The 24,236-nt window shown below is 40.4% G+C and carries 28 protein-coding genes and 1 tRNA gene; 7 read left to right on the plus strand and 22 right to left on the minus strand.

Translation table 11 applies throughout. The features are described from left to right. Positions 1-218: 218 nt before the first annotated feature. The 15 genes from EG2_RS06425 to EG2_RS06490 all read right to left on the minus strand — a co-directional run bounded on the left by EG2_RS06425 (position 219) and on the right by EG2_RS06490 (position 7,236). Positions 219-434, minus strand: coding sequence for a hypothetical protein (locus tag EG2_RS06425; RefSeq protein WP_060814026.1), 216 nt, complete (start codon positions 432-434; stop codon positions 219-221). A gap of 20 nt (positions 435-454) precedes the next feature. Continuing rightward, a complete protein-coding gene (locus EG2_RS06430) occupies positions 455-808 on the minus strand; it encodes a hypothetical protein (RefSeq protein WP_060814027.1) in 354 nt (117 codons plus the stop codon). Further along, positions 801-1,022 carry a hypothetical protein gene (locus EG2_RS06435; RefSeq protein WP_060814028.1) on the minus strand — a complete coding sequence of 74 codons (222 nt, stop codon included), beginning with the start codon at positions 1,020-1,022 and terminating at the stop codon, positions 801-803. The genes EG2_RS06430 and EG2_RS06435 overlap by 8 nt, the downstream gene beginning before the upstream one ends. Before the next feature lie 63 nt (positions 1,023-1,085). After that, a complete protein-coding gene (locus tag EG2_RS18775; protein ID WP_139243289.1) occupies positions 1,086-1,292 on the minus strand; it encodes a hypothetical protein in 207 nt (68 codons plus the stop codon). A gap of 11 nt (positions 1,293-1,303) precedes the next feature. After that, entirely contained in the window at positions 1,304-1,447 is a 144-nt protein-coding gene (locus EG2_RS18780; protein ID WP_156424228.1) for a hypothetical protein, read from the minus strand. 11 nt (positions 1,448-1,458) lie between these two features. After that, on the minus strand, positions 1,459-1,842 hold the full coding sequence (locus EG2_RS06445; RefSeq protein WP_060814030.1) for a beta-sandwich lipoprotein: 384 nt from the start codon (positions 1,840-1,842) through the stop codon (positions 1,459-1,461). After that, positions 1,843-2,088 carry a hypothetical protein gene (locus EG2_RS06450; RefSeq protein WP_139243287.1) on the minus strand — a complete coding sequence of 82 codons (246 nt, stop codon included), beginning with the start codon at positions 2,086-2,088 and terminating at the stop codon, positions 1,843-1,845. A gap of 58 nt (positions 2,089-2,146) precedes the next feature. Further along, the gene (locus EG2_RS06455; protein ID WP_060814032.1) at positions 2,147-2,437 is read right to left on the minus strand and encodes a hypothetical protein; all 291 of its coding nucleotides are present in this window, start codon (positions 2,435-2,437) and stop codon (positions 2,147-2,149) included. 30 nt (positions 2,438-2,467) lie between these two features. After that, entirely contained in the window at positions 2,468-2,968 is a 501-nt protein-coding gene (locus EG2_RS06460; protein WP_060814033.1) for a hypothetical protein, read from the minus strand. A gap of 17 nt (positions 2,969-2,985) precedes the next feature. Further along, the gene (locus EG2_RS06465) at positions 2,986-3,369 is read right to left on the minus strand and encodes a hypothetical protein (RefSeq protein ID WP_060814034.1); all 384 of its coding nucleotides are present in this window, start codon (positions 3,367-3,369) and stop codon (positions 2,986-2,988) included. 160 nt (positions 3,370-3,529) lie between these two features. Next, positions 3,530-4,096 carry a hypothetical protein gene (locus EG2_RS06470; RefSeq protein WP_060814035.1) on the minus strand — a complete coding sequence of 189 codons (567 nt, stop codon included), beginning with the start codon at positions 4,094-4,096 and terminating at the stop codon, positions 3,530-3,532. A 21-nt stretch (positions 4,097-4,117) separates the two neighbouring features. Next, the gene (locus EG2_RS06475; protein ID WP_060814036.1) at positions 4,118-4,378 is read right to left on the minus strand and encodes a hypothetical protein; all 261 of its coding nucleotides are present in this window, start codon (positions 4,376-4,378) and stop codon (positions 4,118-4,120) included. A 624-nt stretch (positions 4,379-5,002) separates the two neighbouring features. After that, positions 5,003-5,386 carry a type IV conjugative transfer system protein TraE gene (traE, locus tag EG2_RS06480; RefSeq protein ID WP_060814037.1) on the minus strand — a complete coding sequence of 128 codons (384 nt, stop codon included), beginning with the start codon at positions 5,384-5,386 and terminating at the stop codon, positions 5,003-5,005. Beyond that, positions 5,361-5,837 carry a hypothetical protein gene (locus tag EG2_RS06485; protein WP_139243284.1) on the minus strand — a complete coding sequence of 159 codons (477 nt, stop codon included), beginning with the start codon at positions 5,835-5,837 and terminating at the stop codon, positions 5,361-5,363. Before EG2_RS06485 ends, traE begins: the two co-directional genes overlap by 26 nt. Next, positions 5,815-7,236 (minus strand): helix-turn-helix domain-containing protein, encoded by a 1,422-nt coding sequence (locus tag EG2_RS06490; protein WP_060814039.1) that lies wholly within the window; start codon positions 7,234-7,236, stop codon positions 5,815-5,817. The genes EG2_RS06485 and EG2_RS06490 overlap by 23 nt, the downstream gene beginning before the upstream one ends. A 258-nt stretch (positions 7,237-7,494) precedes the next feature. Here EG2_RS06490 and EG2_RS06495 point away from each other — a divergent pair, with 258 nt between their 5' ends. Further along, a complete protein-coding gene (locus tag EG2_RS06495; RefSeq protein WP_060814040.1) occupies positions 7,495-8,142 on the plus strand; it encodes a uracil-DNA glycosylase in 648 nt (215 codons plus the stop codon). 19 nt (positions 8,143-8,161) lie between these two features. Here the strand turns inward: EG2_RS06495 and leuD are convergent, their stop codons facing one another. The 4 genes from leuD to EG2_RS06515 are packed head-to-tail and all read right to left on the minus strand — an operon-like array spanning position 8,162 to position 12,686. Continuing rightward, positions 8,162-8,752: a 3-isopropylmalate dehydratase small subunit gene (gene leuD / locus EG2_RS06500; RefSeq protein WP_060814041.1), complete on the minus strand. Its 591-nt coding sequence runs from the start codon at positions 8,750-8,752 to the stop codon at positions 8,162-8,164. Further along, entirely contained in the window at positions 8,752-10,131 is a 1,380-nt protein-coding gene (gene leuC / locus EG2_RS06505) for a 3-isopropylmalate dehydratase large subunit (RefSeq protein ID WP_060814042.1), read from the minus strand. Before leuC ends, leuD begins: the two co-directional genes overlap by 1 nt. Continuing rightward, positions 10,132-11,169 carry a 3-isopropylmalate dehydrogenase gene (gene leuB / locus EG2_RS06510; protein WP_060814043.1) on the minus strand — a complete coding sequence of 346 codons (1,038 nt, stop codon included), beginning with the start codon at positions 11,167-11,169 and terminating at the stop codon, positions 10,132-10,134. It abuts the gene before it with no gap. Next, positions 11,166-12,686 (minus strand): 2-isopropylmalate synthase, encoded by a 1,521-nt coding sequence (locus EG2_RS06515; RefSeq protein WP_060814044.1) that lies wholly within the window; start codon positions 12,684-12,686, stop codon positions 11,166-11,168. The genes leuB and EG2_RS06515 overlap by 4 nt, the downstream gene beginning before the upstream one ends. 618 nt (positions 12,687-13,304) lie before the next feature. Between EG2_RS06515 and EG2_RS06520 the strand changes: the two genes are divergently transcribed. From EG2_RS06520 to EG2_RS06535, 4 genes are all read left to right on the plus strand, one after another. Further along, the gene (locus EG2_RS06520) at positions 13,305-14,000 is read left to right on the plus strand and encodes an O-methyltransferase (protein ID WP_060814045.1); all 696 of its coding nucleotides are present in this window, start codon (positions 13,305-13,307) and stop codon (positions 13,998-14,000) included. Positions 14,001-14,089: 89 nt separating this feature from the next. Further along, positions 14,090-14,163, plus strand: a tRNA-Arg gene (locus tag EG2_RS06525). 369 nt (positions 14,164-14,532) lie between these two features. Beyond that, positions 14,533-15,648, plus strand: a complete 1,116-nt coding sequence (locus EG2_RS19375; RefSeq protein WP_211279853.1) for a hypothetical protein — start codon at positions 14,533-14,535, stop codon at positions 15,646-15,648. 14 nt (positions 15,649-15,662) lie between these two features. Continuing rightward, entirely contained in the window at positions 15,663-16,148 is a 486-nt protein-coding gene (locus EG2_RS06535) for a DUF3139 domain-containing protein (RefSeq protein ID WP_060814046.1), read from the plus strand. A gap of 395 nt (positions 16,149-16,543) precedes the next feature. Here EG2_RS06535 and bsh read toward each other — a convergent pair whose 3' ends face one another. After that, positions 16,544-17,518: a choloylglycine hydrolase gene (bsh, locus tag EG2_RS06540; RefSeq protein WP_060814047.1), complete on the minus strand. Its 975-nt coding sequence runs from the start codon at positions 17,516-17,518 to the stop codon at positions 16,544-16,546. Positions 17,519-17,777: 259 nt separating this feature from the next. Here bsh and EG2_RS06545 point away from each other — a divergent pair, with 259 nt between their 5' ends. Both EG2_RS06545 and EG2_RS06550 read left to right on the plus strand, forming a co-directional pair. Next, positions 17,778-18,650, plus strand: coding sequence for a helix-turn-helix domain-containing protein (locus EG2_RS06545; RefSeq protein ID WP_060814048.1), 873 nt, complete (start codon positions 17,778-17,780; stop codon positions 18,648-18,650). 202 nt (positions 18,651-18,852) lie between these two features. Further along, positions 18,853-20,307: a helix-turn-helix domain-containing protein gene (locus EG2_RS06550; RefSeq protein ID WP_060814049.1), complete on the plus strand. Its 1,455-nt coding sequence runs from the start codon at positions 18,853-18,855 to the stop codon at positions 20,305-20,307. Between the two features lies 1 nt (position 20,308). Here EG2_RS06550 and EG2_RS06555 read toward each other — a convergent pair whose 3' ends face one another. Together EG2_RS06555 and EG2_RS06560 are read right to left on the minus strand one after the other, a co-directional pair. Beyond that, positions 20,309-22,873, minus strand: coding sequence for an HAD-IC family P-type ATPase (locus tag EG2_RS06555; RefSeq protein ID WP_060814050.1), 2,565 nt, complete (start codon positions 22,871-22,873; stop codon positions 20,309-20,311). A 123-nt stretch (positions 22,874-22,996) separates the two neighbouring features. Beyond that, positions 22,997-24,157: a glycerate kinase family protein gene (locus tag EG2_RS06560; protein WP_060814051.1), complete on the minus strand. Its 1,161-nt coding sequence runs from the start codon at positions 24,155-24,157 to the stop codon at positions 22,997-22,999. Between the last annotated feature and the right edge of the window lie 79 nt (positions 24,158-24,236).

A 24,236-nucleotide genomic window follows, 5' to 3' on the forward strand; every position in this document is an offset into this window, starting at 1 on the left:
TTAAAAAAAGAAAACAAAGAAATAGCCGTAACAAAAGATAAAAAAACGATACGTATCAATTCCTCGTCATTTTCTGAAGCAAGCAATTCAATCAATCCAACAACTGCCATAAATACGAATGATAACCAAACAACAAAACTAATAATCAAAAATAATCAGTCTCCTTGTTTCTAAGAACCTTCGTTTGTTTAAGTCCCTTCGTTTATTTATCAGCTCTTTTACTTATGAAAACTAAGCGCTTCTCTCATTTCCCTTACTTCTGCCATAAGATATGGGAAATCTAAAAAACAACAAATCAATGCTGCGCCAATCATTCCAAAGAAAAAGACTGGCGCTCTTCTATAATAGAACGATCGAAGTCCTTCATGTAAACAAGTAGCGATTACCAGTAAAACAAACAGACGCATCGTCCAATGAATACTTTCCGCAGACATTTTCTCTCTCCTTCCTTTTTCTACTCTTTCAATAAATGGTACTTTTCCCGGAGATACATCAGTTTCGATCGTGAAAGTTGATAGGTTTCACAGAGATGCTTGACTTTCTTTCCTGCAAGTAAACCTGAAACTATCCGTTCTTCTAATCCTGGACGCAAATCAAAGTAATACTGATGGGATCGTTTTTGAAACGTTTCTTTCGTTTCTCCGTCTTGACGAACCAGATCGATGGGTATACCTAAAATCACGAGTAACCGATCCCGTCGTTTGATTGCTTGCGGATCATCCGCCCAATTCGGGTGGCGTTCTTCATCGGTTAATTCAAATAATGCTTTTCTCGCCAGCTTTTTTACTATCACATTCCCCTCACTCATTCTGCTGCTCACACTCCTCTAACACCAAATACTGATCAATCTGATCTAATGTTTGGTGAATACATACCAGTGAAATCCCAGAAGTCTTGGCCAGAGAAACAATACAAACAATCGATAGCGTTAAGGCATCGGCCGCACTTAAATTCCCTACACTTACTGACAAATCATTCCCTTGTTTTTCAAACACCACACAACCATTCACTTCTCTATTCATCTTCTTTTCTACCTTCTTTCTTTTTTTGATTGGTTGACCGGTACGAGTATTCCGTGTTGAAAATCATTTTTTGTTGGGATTTTTTGGTTTTAATCGGTCAAATACAAGGAGTTTCAAATACTCGCACCAGTCAGCCAACCACTCGTTTCCCCTTTTTTCTCTTTCTTTTCTGTTGTATACTTGATTTGAGCTAGTTTTCATATCATCAGTTTCATGGATACCCATCAACCCTAAACAATCTAGCTCAGCGGCTGTCGTTTGTCCTTTCACGACAGCCTTTTTTATTTGAAGCGCTTCGGTCGCTGTTCCAGTAATGCACAAATCTGAGCAACCATCCAATGCATGCAACAACCCAACAAACGATACATTCCCCAGAAAAACAAACAGATACAAAATAGCATGATGCCATACACGACTTGGCTCATTTTTCCTCCCCCTAACGAATATCCACATCTGGTAATATTGCACTTGGCTTAATGGTGATTTTGAACTGATATTGATTTGTTTCTTGCCATTCCAATTGTTCCACGATATAAACCGTCGTTGGTGATAAGCCTAGAAAATGCTTTTGAAATTGATCCTCGCCAGTTTTTGCAGTAATCTCCAACTGATTATCGCCTATATCTGCTGCAATAGAAAAGTTTCCTTCAACGGTATACAGTACTTCATCCGTTACAGTGTTGATAAACGTCACTTTTCGTAATACTTTAAAATTATCGGCATCTTCACTCAAATTATAGGAGGCAATATCTGCATCCGTACAACCACTGAATAGGAAGAGCCCCATTGATACCAAAACCACAGATATGATTTTTCTCATTTATTCTCTTCCTTCCTGCATACAAATCTGACGCTCCACATCTAAATCATAAAGCAATAACACTTCTCTCAGCATCTTCATTTGCCGAAAAATAACGGAATTTGGTACGCCTAATTCATGAGAAGCACGAGCGACATATTTCATACACAAAGCTAACGCTTCTTCCTTGTTTAGATTGTATAATGTAAATACATCTTTTCCTTCCATAGGTACAATACAGAAAAAACAATCATTTGCAATCTCCATCTCTTCACTTTCTCCTTTCTGTTTTTCTTTCAATCAAGTGTGTTAATCAATAATGAAATTACCTCCAATATTCCTTTACCAATTGATCAAATCGGTAAAGCAGATAGATCTCCACATCATTCTCAAGCAACCACTCTACGCCTATTTCCCAATAAGCGCCATTTTCTACTGCACGAAACACCCGTTCTTCAAAATTTTCAGGTACAAGTATCAAACCATCCTCTTTGGAATTGACCACGATTGCTTTGAAGGCACCTTCGTCAATCCCACAGTTTTGTTCATGAGATACCACACGAACAATATCCCCATGTTTTACCTCTTCCACTTTTTCCAATGGTTTCAACCCCATCGAATTTCCTCCTTTGATTTATTTTCTCTATTAGCAACAAACCGACCACCCCAATTCGTTTAATCGTCGTTGATTGTTCAGCTTTTGAATTTCTAGCGGCGGTAACTCCGTTACGCTGTACCCTTTTAATACTGTTACCACATCCACAAAGTTATATTTGATTTCTGTGATTTCCCTTGTGATATAAAAAGCATTTTCTCCCAATTCACATACATCTCCAACTTTTACCGTTCGTCGTTTTTCCCAGGAAGGCAATGCATTCATCGAAGCTGTTTTGCAGGTGCTTATGATTTCTGTTTCGCTGGAAACTCGATTGTTTGGATCGAACGTACCGATTTTTTGCGCGACTACTGTTGCTTCAATCAGGTCATGTTGCCAACCTGAATTGCCTCCCATATTGACATATCTTGCTTTCACTCGATTTTGGGCAATCGCTCGAACAATCCAACATTCGCTCTCATGATCAAAGAAATCATTGCGCTTGATCGAGTTGTTAAACCCGATCTTTTGTAATTTGATTTGTTTAAGCATCCTTTCACCTGTTTCTATTATTCGCTGACGAAATGTTTCCCAAGTTTCCAATGAACAAACGCTTCAATCGTCACTCCGTACATATCACAATAACGCGCTAACTCATCTTTTTTCCAACTAATTTCTGATTTGCCTGTATCTAAGTTAATGGTCCGAATCGAAAATAAGTTTTTATGTTCCCAAACAATTTCCAGTCGTTCTTCTTTTGTAAGAGGCTCTTGGATTTCGACCAATTCCATCACTTGTTTGATAATTTGCAGCTTTTGATTAAAGGGTATGTCTTCTCTCAACAGTTCATCGTTGATCAATTCTGCTAAAAGCATTTCTTTTTCATTGATTGTATCCGTATTTTCTCTGATGATTTTGGCCATCGTATCCGCTCGTTTTTCTACATGATCCATGTTCTTTCCCCCATTCTATCTTTCTATTCATCTCATCTGCTGACTCCTACGAATGTCGGGAGGTGTCTAAACCGATGACCCAGTGAAAAAAGAAAGTGAAAAAAACACTGGGGGAGGAGCCCGACACTCGCACGGGTCAACAGATCTGAAAACATGTTTATCAGTAAAAGAATTGCTCTCTTTCTGTCCAAAACTGCAACTTCCGTTGAAAATGCTTCTTATGCAGGCTATCGCTGATAATCCGCTCTCGATCACCGATTTGTTCCCATCCGCCAACGATCGCATATTGATACACCCAAGCTTGACCAGAGATTTCCGCATAATCTTGAATCCGCGCAAAATCACTGATGACGGCACAGCCTTTTACTTTCGCATGATCGAATACTTCCGCACGTTGCGTCAATCGGGCGTGTTCTGAAACGATCGCAAAATCACTCACTACCACATAGCCATACACTTCCGCTTGGTCTCGGACCTTTGCCCATTTTTGAATTTGGGCATGGCCATGAACCCAGGCATCATCACACACTATCGCTTCATCAGAAACCCAACAAGTATCCTCATGTGAAAGATTTTCCTGTTTCTCTATCCAACCACCCACCTCGCCGGCTTTCACGGTTCCAAACGATCGACACGCTTGAATCCGATACAGTGTTCGCTGTTGATACGATTTGGTCTCGCCTGTAAAGCAATATTTTGGCTCTCGTTCTCTTTCAGATCGTGTCATATTTCTCTCCTCCCTATTTCGCTAGTAAAGATACTTCACGGCATGTTTAAAAACGACGATTGGGCGTTCTTTTCCTTCCGCTTCCAGCACCAATTCATATTTCGTCAGTTGAATCAATGTTCCTACCATCACTTTCCCGTCTAAAAAAGCAATTTTGATTTTTTGACCTTTCTTTTGTCCGAGAGGTCCCATTGCTAGGGGCTCTTTTATGAGGTGTTTCTTTGATGGAATCCCCTTTTGCTCGTCGTTTCTTCTTCTCGCTGGTATTTTTTCTTGCTTCAAAAAACTCGCTCCTTTTCAATCAATTCCTTCTTTGCCTTTCTCTGTTCTCTTCTTCGATCTACCCTAACGGGCATTCGACTGGATTATGGCGTCCGGATCCAGAAACCCTAGTAGACAACGGTAAATGCTCGCCCATCTTCTTGATAGGGTCTTCGCAAGTGCCTACATGTACTCCCGCATACGCTCAGAAAAAGTCTTTTCAAAAACTTCCCCTAAGTGATCTCCACATTACTGGAAATCTGATTTTCTATTTCAAAAATGTACGTAACCTTATCCCCTTAGTAGCGGTTCTGATTAGATAAGGCGCTATGGCTGATCGTTCCGATAATCTTCTTACTTGTGCCATCTATGGTTTACCGAAAACCGTCATCGTTTCCGTTCATTCCTGTTCCCAGTTCCTACCGCATGGACTCACACTACCAATTCGTTGTTGTACATGTGTAAAAGAGAACCGACGTTGATGTCAAAAAAGGTCTAGCACGTATGCCCTAACTTTAGCCGCAGACTCCCTAAGTCTACGGTATTCGCTAAGTCCTCCATAGATTTTCCAAGCGTCCAATTACTTTCGATCAGATGTTAAGGTACATCGAAAAAGAGAACATCAAGTGTTTGTGTATTCAATTTTTAGCCTTTACTCTGTCGCCCTGTTGGAAGCAGCCAACGTAACGGCTGTTCAGGTTTCAAGCGGCGTGCGATCGTTTTTCCTGACGCATCCGTTACGCGTTTGATCTCTGGATAGATCGCTTTTAAGGGCAAAGTCTGTTTTTCATAGATTTTACGCTCCTTTCCTTCATGGTATTCCTCAAATTCCACAACATCTCTGTCTTCGACACGAAACTTTCTGATATGGCGAATGATCCGTTTCTTTCCGTCCGATAAATAAACCGTTTCAAATGCGGGAAAACACTGGCACTCTGCCCCGAGACGTTGGATATCCGTCATCCGAAAAATCCCTTGATCCTTCACCCGTGGGCCGGATTTTTCAGGAAATGCTTGGTTTCTGTCCATTCCTTTTTCGCCTCCTCCGTTGATACTCTGTCACGTATTCTTGCGTGTCTGTTTGGTAAAATGTCCTACGACATACCCAATAAAAAGGCTGGTACGGATGTCTCCGCTGGGCAATCAAAAGCCCGTTCAAATCATAGATCGTCGCAAGTTGTGGGTAAATCTCCGCAAAATCGTAGGTCTCTAAGTAAAACCGTTGCGTCTTGTATCGCTTTTTTCGAGTGGGTGGTTCAGGAATCACCAGGTATTCACGAAATTTTCCTTGGTGTTTATGCCATTCAAAGAATCGAACAACAGGAATCTTCTCAATGGAGCCGTCAGAAAAATGGAATCGTCTGGTTTCGTCAAAACTGCCGCAAGTCACACAAAAAGCATCAAAGTGTTTTTTCGTGAAATACTCCTGTTCATAGACTTTTTCTTTTACCATTCCCTCAACCATTCTGGATCGCTTCATTTCTAAGCCAATCCGTTAAGTGAAGGATCGGTGTTTCTTCGATCTCTGTATAAAGCCACGTTTGAGCTTCTTTTCGATCTCGTTTTTTTCGTTTTCGAATCTCATTTTCCAGCCCTGGAATCAGCGGAAGTTGTTCGGTGTCTGGTACAGGTTCTTTCTGACGATCCGCCGTATACATACAAGCTTCCCAAAAGGTTTCTATCGTAGCATGCCATACTTTTTCCCGGTTGACATAAGGCTTATCCTTGGCACGATTGATTTTTTCCTGAGACAAGAATCGTAAGACGCAGGTAGATAATTCTTGTTGGAAATTTTCTGCACAGATCCGATAGTTTGTGCCTTGAGACGCGAGCTTTTGTTTTCGATATTCCACTTGTTTTTTTGTTTGATAGGCAATATCAATCATGTCTTCTGCCGCAATGACACTGGGACTAAATAAAGCCATATGTTGCAAGGCCTGATCTTCAAAAAATGTGCCTTGATGTGTCTGGACAAAATGTGTGCGTAGGATCGCTTCTTGTTCGTATTGTTTTTTCTCCTCGAACGATTCCTCCACTGGCGCAAAACGATCGTTGAGAGAATTCCTTGTCTTTGTATCGATGTTTTTAGTATCAATATTTTTAGTATCAGGTAGTTCTTTTAGATCTTTACATACCTCAAATTTTGAGGTTACAGCATTAGACCGGGATTTATCGGCCCTCTGATTTTTTTCGAGATTTTTCGATTCCTGATTTCTCAAGCTTTTTGTCGGTTCTCCTGTACCCTCATTTTTTGAGGTTACAGCGTCAGACCGGGATTTTCCTGTATCCTCAAATTTTGAGGGTACAGGAGTTTCACTTGTTTTCTCAGGAAGTTTCACCTCATTGGCCTTCGGCACCGCTGGGACATTTCCTTGCATCATTTGTCCAAGATATTCTGATTGAATATCTCCATTGGCATAAAACGGATCGTTCATAAGCGTCCCATCTTTTTTCCAGGTCTTTTCCAAAAAAACATCTGTTGGCAGGATCTGAATTTTCCCAACATAAATTCGATTTGGTAATTTCTTAACCACCTTCCCATTTAAGAATTGATTCCCTTGATGTTCAATTCGAACCAATCCTTCTTTCTCCATTTGTTCCATGATCTTTCGAATGGTTTGTTCGGAACGTACTTTCGTATAAAACTGCATCTCTTTGACCGTCATCAAAATATAAGGTTTTCCCTCTTTGTCTAACAAAGTACGTTCACTCTGTTCATTGAACATCAAACGATCCACCATTAATCCATATAAAATCCCAGCTTCAATAGGCAAATAATAATAGCGTTCGATCTCATTGAATATCTTGTAATACTTCACAAATGTCCCTGTTTTTAGATCCGCTAACGTATATGGGACAAACACATTTGATTCTGCCATCGACATTTCCTCCTTTGTCATTCACCAAACACAAAAAAACTTCTGTGAACGAATTGTTCTGTCAGAAGTTTTTTGCTTGTTATTTTAATTTCTTTCTTGCCTGTGTCTGTTGAAAAAGGAGATTTTTCTCTCATCAATTTCTCATCTGTCTGGTAAATATTATACACTTACTAAGGATTTATTTTCGTCATGCCGCTTTACTATTTTTTTTAAGTAAGTTGTTTTACTATAGAAGAAAGAAACAAATGAGGTGTTAAAATGAACTACCCAAAAAAACTAGCTGAGCCAATCATTGAACAATCAAAAGCCTATCAGCTTGAAGGTTTTGTTCCTGGTCAAGGACCACTTCATCCTAAATTAATGATCGTTGGTGAAGCACCTGGACGTACCGAAATCGAGAATTTTATTCCTTTCAGTGGCCAAGCAGGCAAAGAACTGATGGCCTCTTTGGCGTTAGCCGGACTGACACGTGAAGAGGTATATATCACGAGTGCAGTACGGAGCCGTCCCTATTCGATCAAAGAACGAATCAACAAACGAAGTGGCGCACATGAAGTAGTGCACCCCAATCGAACGCCAACAAAAAAAGAAGTCTTGTTGCATGCGCCTTTATTGGATTACGAAATCCAAAAGGTAGATCCGCCTTTGATTGCTACGGTTGGAAACATCGGGTTACAAAGATTATTAGGCAATCGCTATTCCATTACAAATGTTCATAGGCAGCCAATCAGAAGTGCGATCCAACAGTTGAATGCTGAAAAAAATGGTTATACGTGGTCTGACAAACAATACCTGATTGTTCCAATGTATCATCCTGCTGCTATTTTTTATAATCGAACATTGGCTGAGCGGATCCATCAAGATTGGTCTGGCTTGAATCGCATCAGAGAGTATGGCTTGCACTAACATCTCGCATTTCTGTCTTTTAGTTGCGGCGATAATGAGGGATTGTTTTTTCATAAGCAGTAATTTTTTTTTCTTCTTGCAACGTGATGCCAATTTCATCTAATCCATTGACCAGTTTGTGCTTCCATGTTGCATCGATCTCAAAAGGATAGACCGTTTGTTTGACAGTTACTTGCTGTTTGGGAAGATCAATAGCGATCCTCTCATCAGGAGCCAATGCTGCCAATTCTTGACGAACAGAAAGCGATAAAACGATAGGCAACAAGCCGTTTTTCGTTGCATTCATATAAAAAATATCGCTAAAACTGCCGGCAATCACTGCACGAAAGCCGTAGTCCATCAGCGCCCAAGCCGCATGTTCACGCGAAGAACCAGAACCAAAATTATCTCCAGAAATGAGAATAGACGCTTCTTTGTATTCTGGAAAGTTCAAAATAAATTCAGGATTTGGACGGCGCTTTGGTAAATAGCGCCAATCATCAAAAAGGTATTGACCAAATCCTGTCTTTTCAACCCGTTTTAAATAGTTTTTCGGTAAAATTTGATCAGTATCAATATTATCATTCATTAATGGGATCGTTTTCCCTTGATAGTAAGTGAAGGCTTCCATTAATTTTTCCTCCCGACGATTTCTCGAACATCTACAAAACGTCCATAAACAGCGGCAGCCGCAGCCATTGCTGGACTGCATAAATGGGTACGGGCATTCTTACCTTGACGTCCAACGAAGTTCCGATTTGATGTAGAAGCACAATGGACGCCCGCTGGTACTTTATCTGGATTCATGCCTAGGCACATGGAACAACCAGGCTCTCGCCATTCGAAACCTGCATCTTTAAAGATCTGATCTAACCCCAGTTCTTCTGCCGCTTTTCTAACTGGACGTGATCCTGGAACCACGATGCCAGTGACCCCATCTTTGATTTTTTTTCCTTGCAAAATAGTTGCGGCTTCTTGCAAGTCAGAGAGTCGACCATTTGTGCAGGAACCGATAAAAATATATTCAATTGGAATATCTTCGGCTCGCTGTCCAGGGTGCAATGCCATATATTGATAAGCCTGTTCATCATTATGGTCACGAATTTCAGGAAATACTCCACTGATAGGCACTCCCATCTCAGGATTGGTTCCCCACGTAATATAAGGTTCCAGCTGAGAAGCATCAAGTGTCAGTTGGGTATCAAAAACCGCATCTTCGTCGGTTCTTAGCGTCTGCCAGTCTGCAATTGCGTCAGCGAGCTCTTTCGGTGCATATTCCCGACCCGCGACATAAGCAAAGGTTGTTTCATCAGGGGCAATCAGCCCTATCTTCGCCCCACCTTCAATCGACATATTACAAATCGTCATGCGCTCCTCCATTGACAGATTCCGGATTGTTTCTCCATAAAATTCAATGGCATGACCTACTCCAAAATCCGTACCGTGAGTGGCGATCAGAGCAAGAATAATATCTTTAGCGTAGACTCCTGGTTGCAAGGTTCCCTTGATCTCAATCCCCATACGTTTTGGTTTCGTTTGCCAAATCGTTTGAGTTGCAAAAACATGCTCCACCTCACTTGTTCCAATACCAAAAGCGATAGCACCAAACGCGCCGTGTGTGGCTGTATGTGAATCTCCACAAACGATCGTCTTCCCCGGTTGTGTCAGACCGGTTTCCGGGCCAACCATGTGTACGATTCCTTGTCGGGCTGAGCCATTGTCACATAACTGTATCCCAAACGCTTGACAGTTGTTGCGCAGTGTATCTATCTGTTTCTTTGCAACCAAATCCGTGATCGTAAAAATATCTTTAGTCGGGACATTGTGGTCCATCGTTGCAAAGGTCTTTTCAGGGCAACGAACACGCCGGCCAGCTTGCCTCAGTCCTTCAAAAGCTTGAGGAGAAGTCACTTCATGGATCAGATGCAGATCGATATATAACAGCTGTGCCTCACCTTCTTCCAGCACTACATGACGTTCCCAGAGTTTGTCAAATAATGTTTTACCCATTCAGTAGCCCCCTAATTTTTTGATTACCGCATCCGTAAACTCTGTTGTAGTAGCATTACCTCCAAGATCACAAGTCACGACCCCATCTTCCATCACTTGATAGCAGGCCTGCTCCATTTGATCAGCAATTGATTTCATCCCAAAAGAAGTTAGCATCATCCCCACAGACAGAATCATTGAAATGGGATTAGCAATATCTTTGCCGGCAATATCCGGTGCTGAACCGTGAATCGGTTCATACAGTGAAACCCCAGAAAGACTATGACTTGCACTAGCCAAAACACCTAATGATCCTGGAAGGACTGACGCCTCATCGCTAAGGATATCGCCAAAAAGATTTTCAGTCACAATTACATCGAATGCAGTTGGTTGTTGCAGGATCTTCATAGCGGCAGAATCAACATATTGATGTGTTAACTGACAATCGGGAAATTCTTGCGCTACTTCATTCGCCACCTTTCGCCATAATTTGCTTGTTGCCAAGACATTGGCCTTGTCCACGGATACGACTCGCCGTTGTCTAGTTCGTGCGATCTGAAACGCCTTTCGTAAGATACGGCGAATCTCTTCCCTATGGTAATAATTCAGATCCGAAGCCTCTGTTGCCGATAGCTTTTTTTCTCCAAAATAAATGCCGCTCGTCAATTCTCTTACCAGTACCAGATCGGTTCCTTTAACGATCTGCTCTTTCAAAGGAGAAAAGGGTAAAAAAGCATCCGTTACTTTGATGGGGCGAATGTTGGCATAAAGATCAAGCGCACGCCGCAAGTCCAATAAACCTTTTTCCGGTGTATAAGCTGCATTTTCCCACTTGGGATCTCCAATGGCTCCGAGCAAAATGGCATCCGCTTGCTGACAAGCTTGCAATGTTTTTTTTGGTAGTGGTGTGCCACACTGCTCAATGGCTTGTCCGCCAAAGGCGTAAGACTCAAAAGAGAAATGCGCGTTGCTTGGCAAACACGCCTTTACAATTTGCAATGCGCTGGTCATGATCTCCGGTCCGATGCCATCACCAGCAAGAACGACGATTTTCTTCATTTATTCTCGCCTCGATTCTTCAAAGCAGCGCTAGCTTGTACATAGGCTTTTGCAGAGGCTTGCAATACATCAAAATCAACACCGATCCCACTGATTTGTCGGTTTGTCTCTGTGCATTCGATAGCTACATGCACTTCTGCTTGCGCGTCTTCTCCACTCGTAAGAGCCGTGATTTCATAATTTAGCAGTCGCGGTTGCTGTTCAAAAATCTGGTCGATCGAATTATAGATTGCTTGAATGCTCCCAGCGCCAATTGCTGAGGCAACATAAGATTGATGATCTTTTGTGATCGATACCACGGCACCTTGATGACCATTGGAGACATACTGCAGCTGAACAGCCTCTAATTCAACGCCCTCTGTTTGTGTGCGACCCTGATCCGCTGCTAACGCCAGCAAATCCTGCTCCGTTACTTGTTTCTTTTTGTCTGCCAGTTCTTTGAATCGTTTGAACAATGCATTTGTTTCCTCAGAGTCAAACTGATAGCCTAATTGATTCATCTTTTCTATAAACGCATGTCGACCAGATAATTTTCCCAACGGTAGCGAATTTGTTTGAACACCGACTAATTGCGGCGTAATGATCTCGTATGTCTCAGGATTCTTCAAGACGCCGTCTTGATGGATACCCGATTCATGTGCATAGGCGTTTCCTCCAACGATCGCTTTATTCTTAGGAACAGCGATCCCTGATAGTCGAGCAACTAGGTCACTGGTTCGTTTGGTTTCGCCTAACTGGATATTCGTGGTGCAGTCATAGAAATCTTGACGCACATGCAATGCCAATGCCACCTCTTCCAACGCCGTGTTTCCTGCCCGTTCACCAATGCCATTGATCGTTCCTTCCACACGAGTGGCTCCGTTTTCAATAGCTGCCAGAGCATTCGCCGTTGCCATTCCCAGATCATCGTGACAGTGGGAAGAAAACATAATCGGCTCCTTGCTTTTGGTATTGGCAATCAAATAGGCAAATAATTCGCCATAGGCAGTGGGATTACTATATCCAACGGTATCCGGGATATTGATGATGGTCGCCCCGGCATCGATCGCTGTTTGGACCGCTTCTAACAGGAAATCTTTTTCTGTGCGGGTCGCATCTTCTGGAGAAAATTGAACCTTGTCAAATAAGGTTCTAGCATAGGTAACGTGTTCTTTGATTGCTCGGATTACTTCTTCTTTAGTCATGGCTAGTTTATAACGGCGATGGACTTCACTGGTTGCCAAAAACACATGGATCTGGGGACTTACTGCTTGCTTTAATGCCTCATAAGCGCGATCAATATCTTTAATTTGACAGCGTGCCAGACCTGCCACTGTCATCGTGGATACAGCAGTTGCGATTGCTTGAACCGCAGCAAAGTCTCCTTCCGAAGCAATTGGAAAACCTGCCTCAATTGTATCAATTCCCCATTTTTCCAGCTGTAAAGCAAGCTGTACCTTTTCTTTCGTATTGAAATTCACTCCTGGGGTCTGTTCTCCATCTCGAAGGGTGGTGTCAAAAAACTGGATCTGTCTCAAACTGATTCCTCCTCTGGCTCATTTGTTCTTTTAGGGTATAAAAAAAGCACTCCATAAAGGTCTTCCCTTTATGCAATGCGAATAGGACTCTTCTGTTTCACGTCATCAGATCATGAAATACAAAAAAGAGTCCTCACGGTAATAATAAGTTGCTAGTGTTCATCGGTCTATTTCTATTCATTTTATTCACCTGTCACTTTCTGCTTCTCGTTACCTTATATAAGAAGATACCGAAAGACACTGCATCTGTCAATGCTTTTAATTGAATTTTCTGAATATTTAGATAGATAATAATAGAGAAAAAGAAATAAAAGTGTCCTTTTCTCTCTCCATATCTCTTAGAAGTAAGAAATTATTTTGAAATACGTTCCTTTAAAACAGATTTTTTTCAGCGAATACTGGTTATATCTTCACAGACTCTTAACACAATTTAAACATTGCTCTGTTAGTATCATTGTATACCAAAAATTATTTTTCAACCTTTCTCCCCTACCAGTCATTCGACTGGTTTTTTTGTCTTACTGCGCAAAAGATCTGTTCTTTTCCCAAGTAGAAAGGATTGAACTCATAGAGAGTTATCCGTATAATAAGTAACAGTAATTATTTAGGAGGAGCAGGATGCGTAACGAAATGATGCATCGTCCAGTAGTAAAAAAAGAACTAGTGGCGTTTATGCGGGAAAAACAAAAACAGTTAACTGGGAAACTAGGCCAAATCGAACAAACAGCTCATGAAAAAGAAGTACCTATTATTCCGCATGAGACAGTGGTGTTCCTACAATTTTTATTAGGACAAATGAAACCCAAACAAATATTAGAAATCGGTACAGCAATCGGCTTTTCTTCAAGTTTGATGGCACAGTATGTAGGTGATGGTCACGTAACTACCATCGATCGCTATGATGTCATGATCAAAAAAGCCAGAGAAACTTACAAACAATTGGGTCTTGAGGATAAAGTCACTCTTTTAGAGGGGCAGGCAGCAGATGTTTTGCCGACACTTGATGGCCCTTACGATTTTATTTTCATGGATAGTGCAAAGTCTAAATACATCGAATTTTTACCGGAATGCTTACGACTTTTACGTAAAGGCGGCGTATTAATGGTCGATGACGTCTTTCAGGCAGGAACGATTTTAGATCCTATAGAAGACATTCCACGAGGACAACGGGCCATCCATCGTAAACTAAACCTTTTCCTCAATACAGTGATGGATCATCCCCAACTGACTTCTAGCTTAATTCCCTTAGGAGATGGCGTTATTCTTATTACGAAAGAAGCAGATCATGTGGACGTGGCTACGACCAGCGAGTAACGAGTCATTTTAAAGAAAGTTGGCAAAAATAGCGAAAAGCGATTGACATTAGGCGCTCCTTTTTCTATAATGTTATTTGTTGCTGACTTGTCATAGTAGCTCAGCTGGATAGAGCATCCGCCTTCTAAGCGGACGGTCGGGGGTTCGAATCCCTCCTGTGACGTTATATTATCATATGTTCTATATACAAACCGTTAGGAATATGAATTCCTAGCGGTTTTTGTTTACCGTTTATGGACATCACGGGACATTTTTACGTCATACTATAGTTTTATAAGCACACAGATTACACGAATCTATCGAAATTAAGCTTGTCAAAGCTTGTAGGTTAAAAAAATTGAAACTAACCATCATTAAAGAAAAAATCTCCTCCTCGATTCTAAGTAAAAAGGTTCTTAGTGCAAAAACCTTTTTCGCTTGTTCAATAATCACGTGACAAAAGCGTAAGTTGTTTTTTTACATTATTAATGTTAATTTCCACTTAGATATAATATATATACAATTCAAAACACTACAGAAAGGCGTGAATTAAATGAAAAGATTATATATCGTCCTCTCCATTCTCTCTATGCTATTCATTGGTCTAAGCTTCATTGGAAACGCTTATTCAGAAGAACACTCAAAGCGTTCAACTACTACCACCGATACAAGCAACACCTTCATAACCGTTTCATCAACTGATATTTCTGATCCAATACTAACAAACTCACTTGAAGAAGAAACAGCACCTACTGCAGCCACTTCATCAGAGCAAGAATCTCGAACATCTCTTTGGGATATTGAAGACGAAAACAAAGTAAAATATGATTCTGATCAAACAAATTCTCCAGAACTAACAGATCAAGAAGCAACGAAAATCAAAGAATTATATGAAAAAGGAATCGCTGAAGGAAAAGTTAATCGAGAATTATACTCCTATGAAGCTTTTCAAGAGAATTATCAAGTAAATAAAACAACTTATGAAGAAATGAAAGAAGTTGTTGGCGCTGGATTAACCTATGATAACTGGTTTGGAGAAATATTAAATTACAGTGCCTTCCCGGATGGAGAAGGACATTCTCCTCGCAATAATCAACGGCAAAAACGTGCAACCCAAAAGCAAAACGCAGACCGTTTCAAACGTGATCTTCGTAAAGGAGATATTATTGTTGTCAGTGGTGGTATGGGGCATGCAGCAATCGCCACTAGTGATAACTATATCTTAGAGATGTCTGGAGGAGGAGTAATTAACAAATGGCCTACTGGTGTCATGAAAGATAATAACCATCAATTTAGTAAAGAAAAGTGGATAAATGGTGGTAGTGAACAAGGAGCTAAGAGTATCAGACATATAGATAATTGGGTCCAAATCTGGCGGCTCCCAAATAAAACTATGGCAAATAAATGCGCTTCTTATGCGGACAAAATTTTTTGGAATTCATCTGGTGGCTATAAAAAGAACCGTCACTATGATTATTTCATTGGTCCTAATACGCTATCTACAAATCCAACCTACTGTTCAAAATTGGTTTTCCATGCTTTTTGGTATGGTAGTGGTTCTGCTCCGGTCATGCAAAGCTATGCTTCAGGACTTACGTTCATTGCTCCAGGTGCCTTGCCTAATATATTCACTACTTCTTACAAACCATATAAAGTTGGAACTTATTAATAGGAGAGATTCTTATGAAAAAAATTTTGTACATTTTATTAAGCTGTTTTTTATTTGTAATAGTGGTGATCCTATTATATTTCGGTTATTTTAAATATCAAGAATACACATCTTACCAAAAGATCGATAACTTTATAGGCCAAACAAAAGAAATCCCTCAAGAAGAAATCCTATTAGTGAAAGATATTTACCCTCTTTCTAATAAATATGAAACCTATTTTTCAAAAGATATCACAACAAAAAAAGATTTTGAAAATTGGAAAAAAGAAATTACCAAAACGGGAAAATTTTATAATGGAAATCTTGTTCCCAAAGATTACATTCCTACCTTAGAAGACTGTGAATTAATTTATAGTTTTATTTACGCAGTAGAAAATTATGGATTTAAAAAACGTTTATCATTTAATTATATTATATCTGGAACCTCAGAAAACAGTAAAAAAGTAATCAAAGAAAATTTTGCCTATCCTGATATCCCTTTCGATTATCCAGAAGAATAAAACTCATGAACTTCCTTGATCGAAATTACTTAGGTGAACCCATATTCAAAAAACGTTGTTTTACCGCTAAGGACCCTTGACCTTAGCGGTTTTTGTTTTGCTTTGTGCCCAATCTGTACCAAATACAAATCAAAGATGCACTCTTTGTTCAACCAAAAAGTGCATCTTACCAAACTAGCAAATTCTTTTATTTTTCATCTCACGAATGTCCGAGTTATCGCGAAAAAACTGTAACACACGGATTCATAAATCAATTATCTAAAGGCGTCGGTCATTGCTGCTAGTCATCAATCACCTTCTGTCGTATTTCTTAGCAGTAAAAACCAACTTCTCTTTCGATCACTTCATCCAAGCGATACGTACGCTACCGTTGTTCTCTGAAAGTTATTTACCGATTAATTAGCAACGTGTATTTGCTGTTGTTCAACTAACGGATAACTAATCAGTTTTTCACTGTCTAGGTCTTCTTTATGCATATCTACAGCGACGATTTGACTATTTTCATAGGTCCGATAGTAATAAACTCCTTTGTCGACATTGCAGCAAGAAGAATAAATGGTATATTCATATTTCCCACCCCCCACATCACATAATCCTTTTTGCTGTTCGACAGACCCTAAAATATGGAAAAATTGGCTGATACTTTCTGATTCTGAATCACCAGATACAGAATTCAGTTTCGTGAATGCTGCCTTCACAAATCGAGACATCGAGGACAAATCCCCAGGCAACCCAATTCCGCCCATTCCTCGACTATACTCATTCAATTCGATTGCATCTGAGAAGGTATTGGTTGGCGTTTTACTAGATAAAGAACGATAGTTATTTAAATTGAACAACTGATAGTCAAAAGAAGGATTGTTCGTTAGGACACCAACGGGATTATCATAGATATGAAGTCCGTCTTTCATACTTTCTACAACGATTGAAGAGTCTTTATCCGCTAATAACCAGTGTAAAGGCGATAGCGGAAGATTTTCGCTAAAATTGATATTAACCAAATTGATTTTATTCAACAATTGTTTTGCTTCAGCTACTGTACTGCATTGCCCTAATATCCAGGGAATGAATTCAAATGGTGTGACATTGTCTTTATTCTCAACCGGTTCTTTGTAATCTGCAAAACCAGCAAAATTTAGCCCAGCCATGCTTAAACCTTTTTCATTGGTAGCATCATAATACAGCGGATAATCTGCTATACCAGCAGCAATCCCAATCATCGCATAATGCTGTGATAACTCACCAACTTTTCGAAAAGACAGCTTATAGTTCCTAGGAGTAATCGTGACTACTTCTTCATAAGACAGCTCATAATCAAAGTTTCTACCAAAATAGTGATCTCGAGTTGAATAAGTAATTGATGTACACATGTTTTTTCCTCCTAATGTTCATTTTTTCACTTATATTTTACTCCTCTTCACTTTTTTTTCAAAAGAAATGATTGTGTCTCGAACTCAGTTCTTTTATTGGTTATAATCATCACTAGAAAAATGAACGTTAATTCGTACTTTTCAATAGAACTTATCGTTGTTACACTAGATTTCTCACCTATCGTAAAAAAGCATTAATTATCAAAAAACCTTCCAATAAAAGATGTATTCTACATAAAGAGAGGAAGTGAGGTGATTTATGGATTATACAAAAGACATTCAACTGGCATTACTCTATATTGAAAATAATTTGACTGGCGATCTCTCCTCAAAAGAAATTGCAAAAAAAGCCGGCATGTCAGAATTTCATTTTCAGCGTGTATTTAAAAAACAACTGGGCATGGGAGTATATAAATATCTTCAAAAACGACGTATGGCCCATGCTTCCCTACTACTTTTGAAGAGCGAATTGAAGATTATCGAAATTGCTCTGATCAGCGGTTTTTCCTCACAAGAGGCATTTTCCAGAGTTTTTAAGTCCTATTATCAACTCCCTCCTCGACAATATAGAATCCAATTTAAAAATTTTTTTAGGAGGAATCAAAAAATGAGTGAGACAAAAATAAATGGTTGGTTGCTTTCGGGAAATAATTTTGACAAATATGAAGTGACAATTGATCAAATGAATTTTCATAGTGGAAATCAGTCAGTAAAAATGAGCCAAACAGAGAGCTTATATACGGAGAATTTTGCAACTGTTATGCAACAAGTGAGTGCAAAAAATTACATTAATCAACGTGTGCGATTAAGCGCATACCTAAAATCAGAATCAATTGAGGGTTGGGGAGGAATTTGGTTGAGAATTGATGGCAAGAATTTTGAACAACTAGCGTTCGATAATATGCAGAATCGTCCAGTAACAGGCACAAATGATTGGAATTATTATTCTTCGGTCTTAGATGTCCCCCAGGAAGCTGAAGTTTTAAATTTTGGGTTTTTGTTGCAGGGAAAAGGCACTTTGTGGGCTGATGATTTTTGTTTAGAACTCGTTCCCAATGATGTTCAAACAACCGAATTTAATAGTGAACAGTATTACCCAACGGAACCCCAAAACTTGTCGTTTTCGGACTAAGAATAGTTAATAAATGAGCTACAGTAGAATTCAAGATGACACAAGAACTTATAGAATACTACTGTGCTTGAATGATCCAAGCAAAAATCCTGCTCCCCCTTTTCTTATGCGAAAAAGAAATAGCATTCTGAATCAATGCGAGGTAAAATAAAAGAAAACTTTTTACCAATCAGCTCATTCTGAATCGGAGAGGAAGCTTTCTATGGATACAATGATGAAAAGTATCATTACAGAAAAAGATTTATTACGGCAGATCCTGCTTCTCGAAGAGTTATCCAATCACAAAACGATTACGGCAAAGGCATTGGCTGCTTCGATTCAAACTACAGAGCGGACTGTCTTTACAGATATTCAGTATATTCGAGAGCAATTGCCTAGTGGCTGGGAAATTGAAGCGACCAGCAATGGGTTGTCTTTACTAAAAAGAAATTCCCAACTAACTAACCAATTATGGGAAAGCTTCCTGCCCCTTTCGATTGGCGCTATGTTAATCAAACAGTTATTCTTTGCAAAAGAAATCTCAACACAATCTTTCTTGCACGACAGTGGTATCTCTTTTGAAACATTGAAACGTCATGTTACAAAAATCAACCGTGGCATTAAACCATACAATATTCGAATTCAGTTGAACGCCAAGCAAGCCAAACTGTCAGGTAGTGAGATCAGCATTCGGGTTTTCTTCCATCGTCTGCTGCTGCCTTTTACCCACAATAATTATTTCTTTGAAGATTATGCTATTCATGAATCACATTATCTTATCTTTTTGCAGTCACTGAAACGCCAAGAACTAGACGTTCTGTCTGAACAAATTTTTGGTACTTGCTGGTTCTTCATCAATACAATCCGGATCAAAGCTAATTGTCGTGTCAGTGCATTTGCTTTTGATCCTTCTGATCCGCTTTTTTTACAATACCAGCAGCCGTTGCAGAAGGTTTATCAAAAAGAAGGCGTCTATTTGGATCAGGATGAGTGTTTCTTTAGTTTCTATTGTTTTCTGGAAAGTTGGAATTACAACAATCAGTGGACAAGCAAAATTGCTGTCACACTGGATGCCTATCAGAAAATCAAACAATCCGTCCAGCGATTTGTTCAAGAACTTGGGCAAGAATTGGCGATTCCTCTACTTTCTGAAACTCAGTTAGCGGACAATTTGCTGCTTTTGGTCTTAAAATTCAATGAATCCGCAAAACTGTCTGAACAATTTCAACTGGAATATCAAGAAATGATGCACATTCGTCAACACAACTATCAAGCAATTTTTGAACGATTACGGAAATTTATCTTAGATCCAAAATTTGCCATTGTAACCGATGAGCCTAAGTATATCTTGAATATGGCTTCACTCCTCGTGCAACAAGCTGTGCTTCAGGCACGACCCGTAACGACCCGAGCTTTCTTCTTCTTTCAAGGAGAACCAGCATGGAAAGTTTTCTTGCAACAGGAAATAAGTGATTATTTAGGTTCTAGGATCGAATTAGTCCCAGTCGAACCAGCTGAATTCGTAGGGATGACTACTCGGGATGACGACTTCATTATTTCGAACGTCCCTTTGGATGATCCCAAATTACCAGTCTTCTATCTTTCAATGCTGCCAACTAAAAATGAGCTCAATCAATTGACTGAGCTCATCCAAACATATTATCTGATCAACCAATGACTTAGCTTAGTTCATTGGTTGTTTTTGTATTTTGCCGATTGACGCGCCGCTTCATTAGATGCTTTTCAACTTCAACCACCGCAAAGAGTAAGAGGCCATTTGCTGCGATACTAAGATGCTGTACAAGCGTCAATGTAGTTGTCCCAATCAGTTGCTGCGCAACTGGCAACACCAGAACCATTCCTTGCAAGATCACCAAGATTCCAAGAGAAATGAACAGCGCCCTATTTTGGAACATACTCTTGTTCAATGCTGGCTCTAAAAGCTCCCGACAATTCAACATGTATACTGCTTGTCCTAACACGATGTTCTGTAGGAGAATCGTTTGCTGGACTGCTTGCCCTTCAAATTGCATGGACAAAAAGTACGCAGGAATCATGATCAGTAGAGAAACATAGACGATTCGGAACATGCTGTACATGGAAAGAATTCCTTCATTGACTGGACGAGGCGGCCGGTCCATCACATCTTTACTCGCTTTTTCGAATCCTAGTGCATAGGACAATGTAATTGTTGTTACCATATTGACCCACAGGATCTGAACTGGAGTCAAAGGTAATGGGCGATTTAACAAGAGAGCAAAAATGACAATCAATCCTTGCGCTAATGCTGTTGGCAAAAAGAAATTGATGGTTTTTTTCAAATTGTCAAAGATCCGTCGCCCCTCTTTGACTGCATTCGCGATTGTATGGAAGTTATCATCTGCCAAAACCATATCGGCTGCTTGCTTGCTTACTTCACTTCCTTTGATCCCCATAGCGATCCCGATATCTGCTTTTTTCAATGCGGGAGCATCATTGACACCGTCTCCGGTCATGCCTACGATCTCACCATTATTTTGTAGAGCGGTCACAATTCTTAGCTTGTGCTCTGGTGTCGTCCGAGCAAAAACATCCACGTGATTGACTTGCTGTGCCAACTCCTCATCGGTCATTTGGTCGATATCTAATCCTTCAAGAACTTTCTTCGTATGTTTCAACCCGACTTGCTCGCCGATGGCTTGCGCCGTTTCTTTGTGGTCTCCTGTGATCATTTTGACTCTGATCCCCGCTTGTAAGGACTCTCTCACTGCTTTGATTGCACTGTCTTTGGGCGGATCAATGATTCCTGCAAGACCTACAAAGACTAAATCAGTAACTTCTTCATGAGCAACTTGACTAGATGCTGGAACTGTCTTGTATGCGAACCCTAAGACCCGCTGTCCTTTCTGAGCTAGCTCAGAAGCCGCTTGCTGCCAATTGGATACTTGATCTTCTGATAGCTGACTTTTACTTAACAAAACTTCTGGAGCACCTTTTACATATAAGATTGATTGATCCTCTTGCAAAGGATGCAAAGTTGCCATGTACTTGTAAGTAGAGCTGAAAGGAATTTTTGCTGCAACTTGTTGCAAGGGTAATTCCTGAGTCTCCACATACTGCAGCAGCGCCCGATCAGTAGGATTACCTTGCAAATCTGCTGCCCGCTGAGAACTGTCTTGTTTCAGATCTTGACAATTTGCCATGATATCGTACATTAGCGCTTGCTCTTTTTCGGTTACAGTGACAGTATCTACAACGGTCATTTCATTTTTTGTCAACGTTCCTGTTTTGTCCGAACAAATGACTGTCATTGCACCAAGCGTTTCCACCGAGGGCATCGTCTTGATGATTGCTTGCTGATCTGCCATTTCTTTGACACCCATTGACAAAATCATGGTTAAAACAGCTGGTAATCCTTCCGGAACCATTGCTACGATTAACGCGATCACTGAGGAAAACAACACGTTTAGTTCTAGACCATACCGGAATGCGGTAAAGAAAATTAAGAAGAGAATCAGCGCGACAATACCGCGAAAAATCTGCTTGTTCAGCTGATGCATTTTCTTTACCAACGGTGTCTCTTGTGATTTCACTGACTGCAAAGCTTGATTGATCTTACCGATTTCTGTCTCGTCGCCAGTTGCTACTACCACACCGATAGCTGACCCACTTTGAACAAGTGTTCCAGAGAAGACCATGTTCTTTTGATCTCCAATAATACTGTTTTCTGTGATGACGTGTTCTGTTTTCTTGACTGGCTCAGATTCTCCAGTTAAGATCGACTCTTCTACGACCAATCCATGATTTTCGATCAATCGCATATCCGCTGGTACGACATCGCCCGCCTTCAATGAGACTAAATCTCCTTGAACGATCGACTCTGCGGCAACAGTTTGCTGCAGCCCTTCCACAATGACTACGGCTTCTTGGCCCATCATTTGTTTTAAGCCGTCCAAAGATTCTTCCGCTTTTCGTTCCTGCCAGTAACCAACAATGCCGTTAATGATAACAACTAGAAGAATAATGCCACTTTCTACATAATCACCTGTAACAGCCTTTAAAGCTGCAGCAACCATCAACACGATCATCAACAGATCCGTAAAATGTTTTGCGATTTTTTGCCAAGTTTTGATTTGAACTTTTTCTGCAATGCGATTTGCACCATCTGCTTCTAACCGTGCCTGACGTTCTTTATTTGAAAGTCCCTGACGATCGGACTGTAGCTGCTTCATCAATTGTTCTTTTGAAATTTGATACCACTTCATTGTCATTCCCCCTAATGTCTTTTTAGCTTTCGCTTGTCTATAAGTATAGGGGGGATTCTTAAAAATAAACGGTCGATTATTTCAGACTTATATGAAAAAAATGCCCATTAAAAAAACGCTCTATTAGAAAGATCCCTTTCCTCCACCATCACCATGATTCGCTCTTGTGATTTTTTCATAAAACATCGCGATAGCCTGTGCGGTTTCTGCCATATTTGCGAGCGTTATACTTTTTTTCATTGCTTCATCAAGGAGAAGTGGGCCTGGTTGAATACTGAAAATACCAGCAAAATACTGACCGATCTCTCCTAGATCAGGCTCCCTTTGCCCACACAATGCAACAACTGGAATAGCATGGCACTGTGCGATTTTGGCCACACCTAATGGCACTTTTCCGGCTGCAGTTTGACGGTCAAAACGGCCTTCACCGGTGATAATCAACGTAGCATCACTGATTCTAGTCTCTAATTTCAACAGTTTCGCAATGGTCATAAATCCAGGACAGATCTGTCCCCCTAGTAAGACCATCGCACCCCCGATACCTCCAGCAGCACCCGTTCCGGCGATCCCATTTAAATCAATTTGGTATTCCTGCTGTACGAAATACGCTACTTTTTTTGCTTGCTGCTCCAATACCTGCACCGTCTGAGGTAAAGCACCTTTCTGGGGTCCGAAAGTAGTTGCAAATCCTTCAGCTCCAGTATAAGGATTAGTTACATCTGCTAAAACCAACAGTTCGATATCAGAAAGCTGTTTCTGCACTGCTGTTATCGAAAAATGATTTATGGTCAACAAAGGATTGCGCGCATCTACCGCAGGTTGATACATTAGTTCCGCACCTAATGCTTCCAATAAACCCAGTCCGCCATCTGTTGTTGCACTGCCACCTAACGTTACATAGATCTGTGCTACTTTTTCATTGACTGCATCTGCGATCAAAAGACCTAACCCGTATGAACTAGCCTGTCTGGTTGTTTGATCTGAAGGATCAAGTAATTGGATACCGATGATTGCTGCACATTCAATAATCGCTATTCGCTTTTGATTGATTGTTGTCAGTAAATACGAAACTACTCGTTCTTCTCCTAGGGGACCGACACTTGTTACGGATTTATACTGTCCTCCATAGGCAGCAAATAACGCAGCCATCGTTCCTTCTCCACCATCTGCGATGGGGATTGATTCTTTTTCCCATTGTACTGGAAACCCTTTAAGTGCTGCCTGATTTAGTTCTTCCGAGGTAGCACTCCCTTTAAATGAGTCAATCATTGCTATCACTTTCATATCGAACCCTCACCTCGTTTTCTTTCATTAAACACTGAAATACATCTTACAACAAGAAAAAAGAGCATTGCTACTCTTT

Source organism: Enterococcus gallinarum NBRC 100675, from assembly GCF_001544275.1.
Taxonomy (GTDB): domain Bacteria; phylum Bacillota; class Bacilli; order Lactobacillales; family Enterococcaceae; genus Enterococcus_D; species Enterococcus_D gallinarum.

Coding starts and splice junctions, on each gene's coding strand:
- EG2_RS06460 (WP_060814033.1), bottom strand. CDS start 2,968: ATGCTTAAACAAATCAAATTACAAAAGATCGGGTTTAACAACTCGATC.
- EG2_RS06465 (WP_060814034.1), bottom strand. CDS start 3,369: ATGGATCATGTAGAAAAACGAGCGGATACGATGGCCAAAATCATCAGA.
- EG2_RS19375 (WP_211279853.1), top strand. CDS start 14,533: ATGAAAAGATTATATATCGTCCTCTCCATTCTCTCTATGCTATTCATT.
- bsh (WP_060814047.1), bottom strand. CDS start 17,518: ATGTGTACATCAATTACTTATTCAACTCGAGATCACTATTTTGGTAGA.
- EG2_RS06495 (WP_060814040.1), top strand. CDS start 7,495: ATGAACTACCCAAAAAAACTAGCTGAGCCAATCATTGAACAATCAAAA.
- EG2_RS06425 (WP_060814026.1), bottom strand. CDS start 434: ATGTCTGCGGAAAGTATTCATTGGACGATGCGTCTGTTTGTTTTACTG.
- EG2_RS06550 (WP_060814049.1), top strand. CDS start 18,853: ATGGATACAATGATGAAAAGTATCATTACAGAAAAAGATTTATTACGG.
- EG2_RS06455 (WP_060814032.1), bottom strand. CDS start 2,437: ATGGGGTTGAAACCATTGGAAAAAGTGGAAGAGGTAAAACATGGGGAT.
- leuC (WP_060814042.1), bottom strand. CDS start 10,131: ATGGGTAAAACATTATTTGACAAACTCTGGGAACGTCATGTAGTGCTG.
- EG2_RS06520 (WP_060814045.1), top strand. CDS start 13,305: ATGCGTAACGAAATGATGCATCGTCCAGTAGTAAAAAAAGAACTAGTG.
- EG2_RS06555 (WP_060814050.1), bottom strand. CDS start 22,873: ATGAAGTGGTATCAAATTTCAAAAGAACAATTGATGAAGCAGCTACAG.
- EG2_RS06430 (WP_060814027.1), bottom strand. CDS start 808: ATGAGTGAGGGGAATGTGATAGTAAAAAAGCTGGCGAGAAAAGCATTA.
- EG2_RS18780 (WP_156424228.1), bottom strand. CDS start 1,447: ATGAGCCAAGTCGTGTATGGCATCATGCTATTTTGTATCTGTTTGTTT.
- EG2_RS06535 (WP_060814046.1), top strand. CDS start 15,663: ATGAAAAAAATTTTGTACATTTTATTAAGCTGTTTTTTATTTGTAATA.
- EG2_RS06490 (WP_060814039.1), bottom strand. CDS start 7,236: ATGGCAGAATCAAATGTGTTTGTCCCATATACGTTAGCGGATCTAAAA.
- EG2_RS06560 (WP_060814051.1), bottom strand. CDS start 24,157: ATGAAAGTGATAGCAATGATTGACTCATTTAAAGGGAGTGCTACCTCG.
- EG2_RS06545 (WP_060814048.1), top strand. CDS start 17,778: ATGGATTATACAAAAGACATTCAACTGGCATTACTCTATATTGAAAAT.
- leuB (WP_060814043.1), bottom strand. CDS start 11,169: ATGAAGAAAATCGTCGTTCTTGCTGGTGATGGCATCGGACCGGAGATC.
- EG2_RS06450 (WP_139243287.1), bottom strand. CDS start 2,088: ATGGAGATTGCAAATGATTGTTTTTTCTGTATTGTACCTATGGAAGGA.
- EG2_RS06435 (WP_060814028.1), bottom strand. CDS start 1,022: ATGAATAGAGAAGTGAATGGTTGTGTGGTGTTTGAAAAACAAGGGAAT.
- EG2_RS06485 (WP_139243284.1), bottom strand. CDS start 5,837: ATGAAGCGATCCAGAATGGTTGAGGGAATGGTAAAAGAAAAAGTCTAT.
- traE (WP_060814037.1), bottom strand. CDS start 5,386: ATGGACAGAAACCAAGCATTTCCTGAAAAATCCGGCCCACGGGTGAAG.
- leuD (WP_060814041.1), bottom strand. CDS start 8,752: ATGGAAGCCTTCACTTACTATCAAGGGAAAACGATCCCATTAATGAAT.
- EG2_RS06470 (WP_060814035.1), bottom strand. CDS start 4,096: ATGACACGATCTGAAAGAGAACGAGAGCCAAAATATTGCTTTACAGGC.
- EG2_RS06445 (WP_060814030.1), bottom strand. CDS start 1,842: ATGAGAAAAATCATATCTGTGGTTTTGGTATCAATGGGGCTCTTCCTA.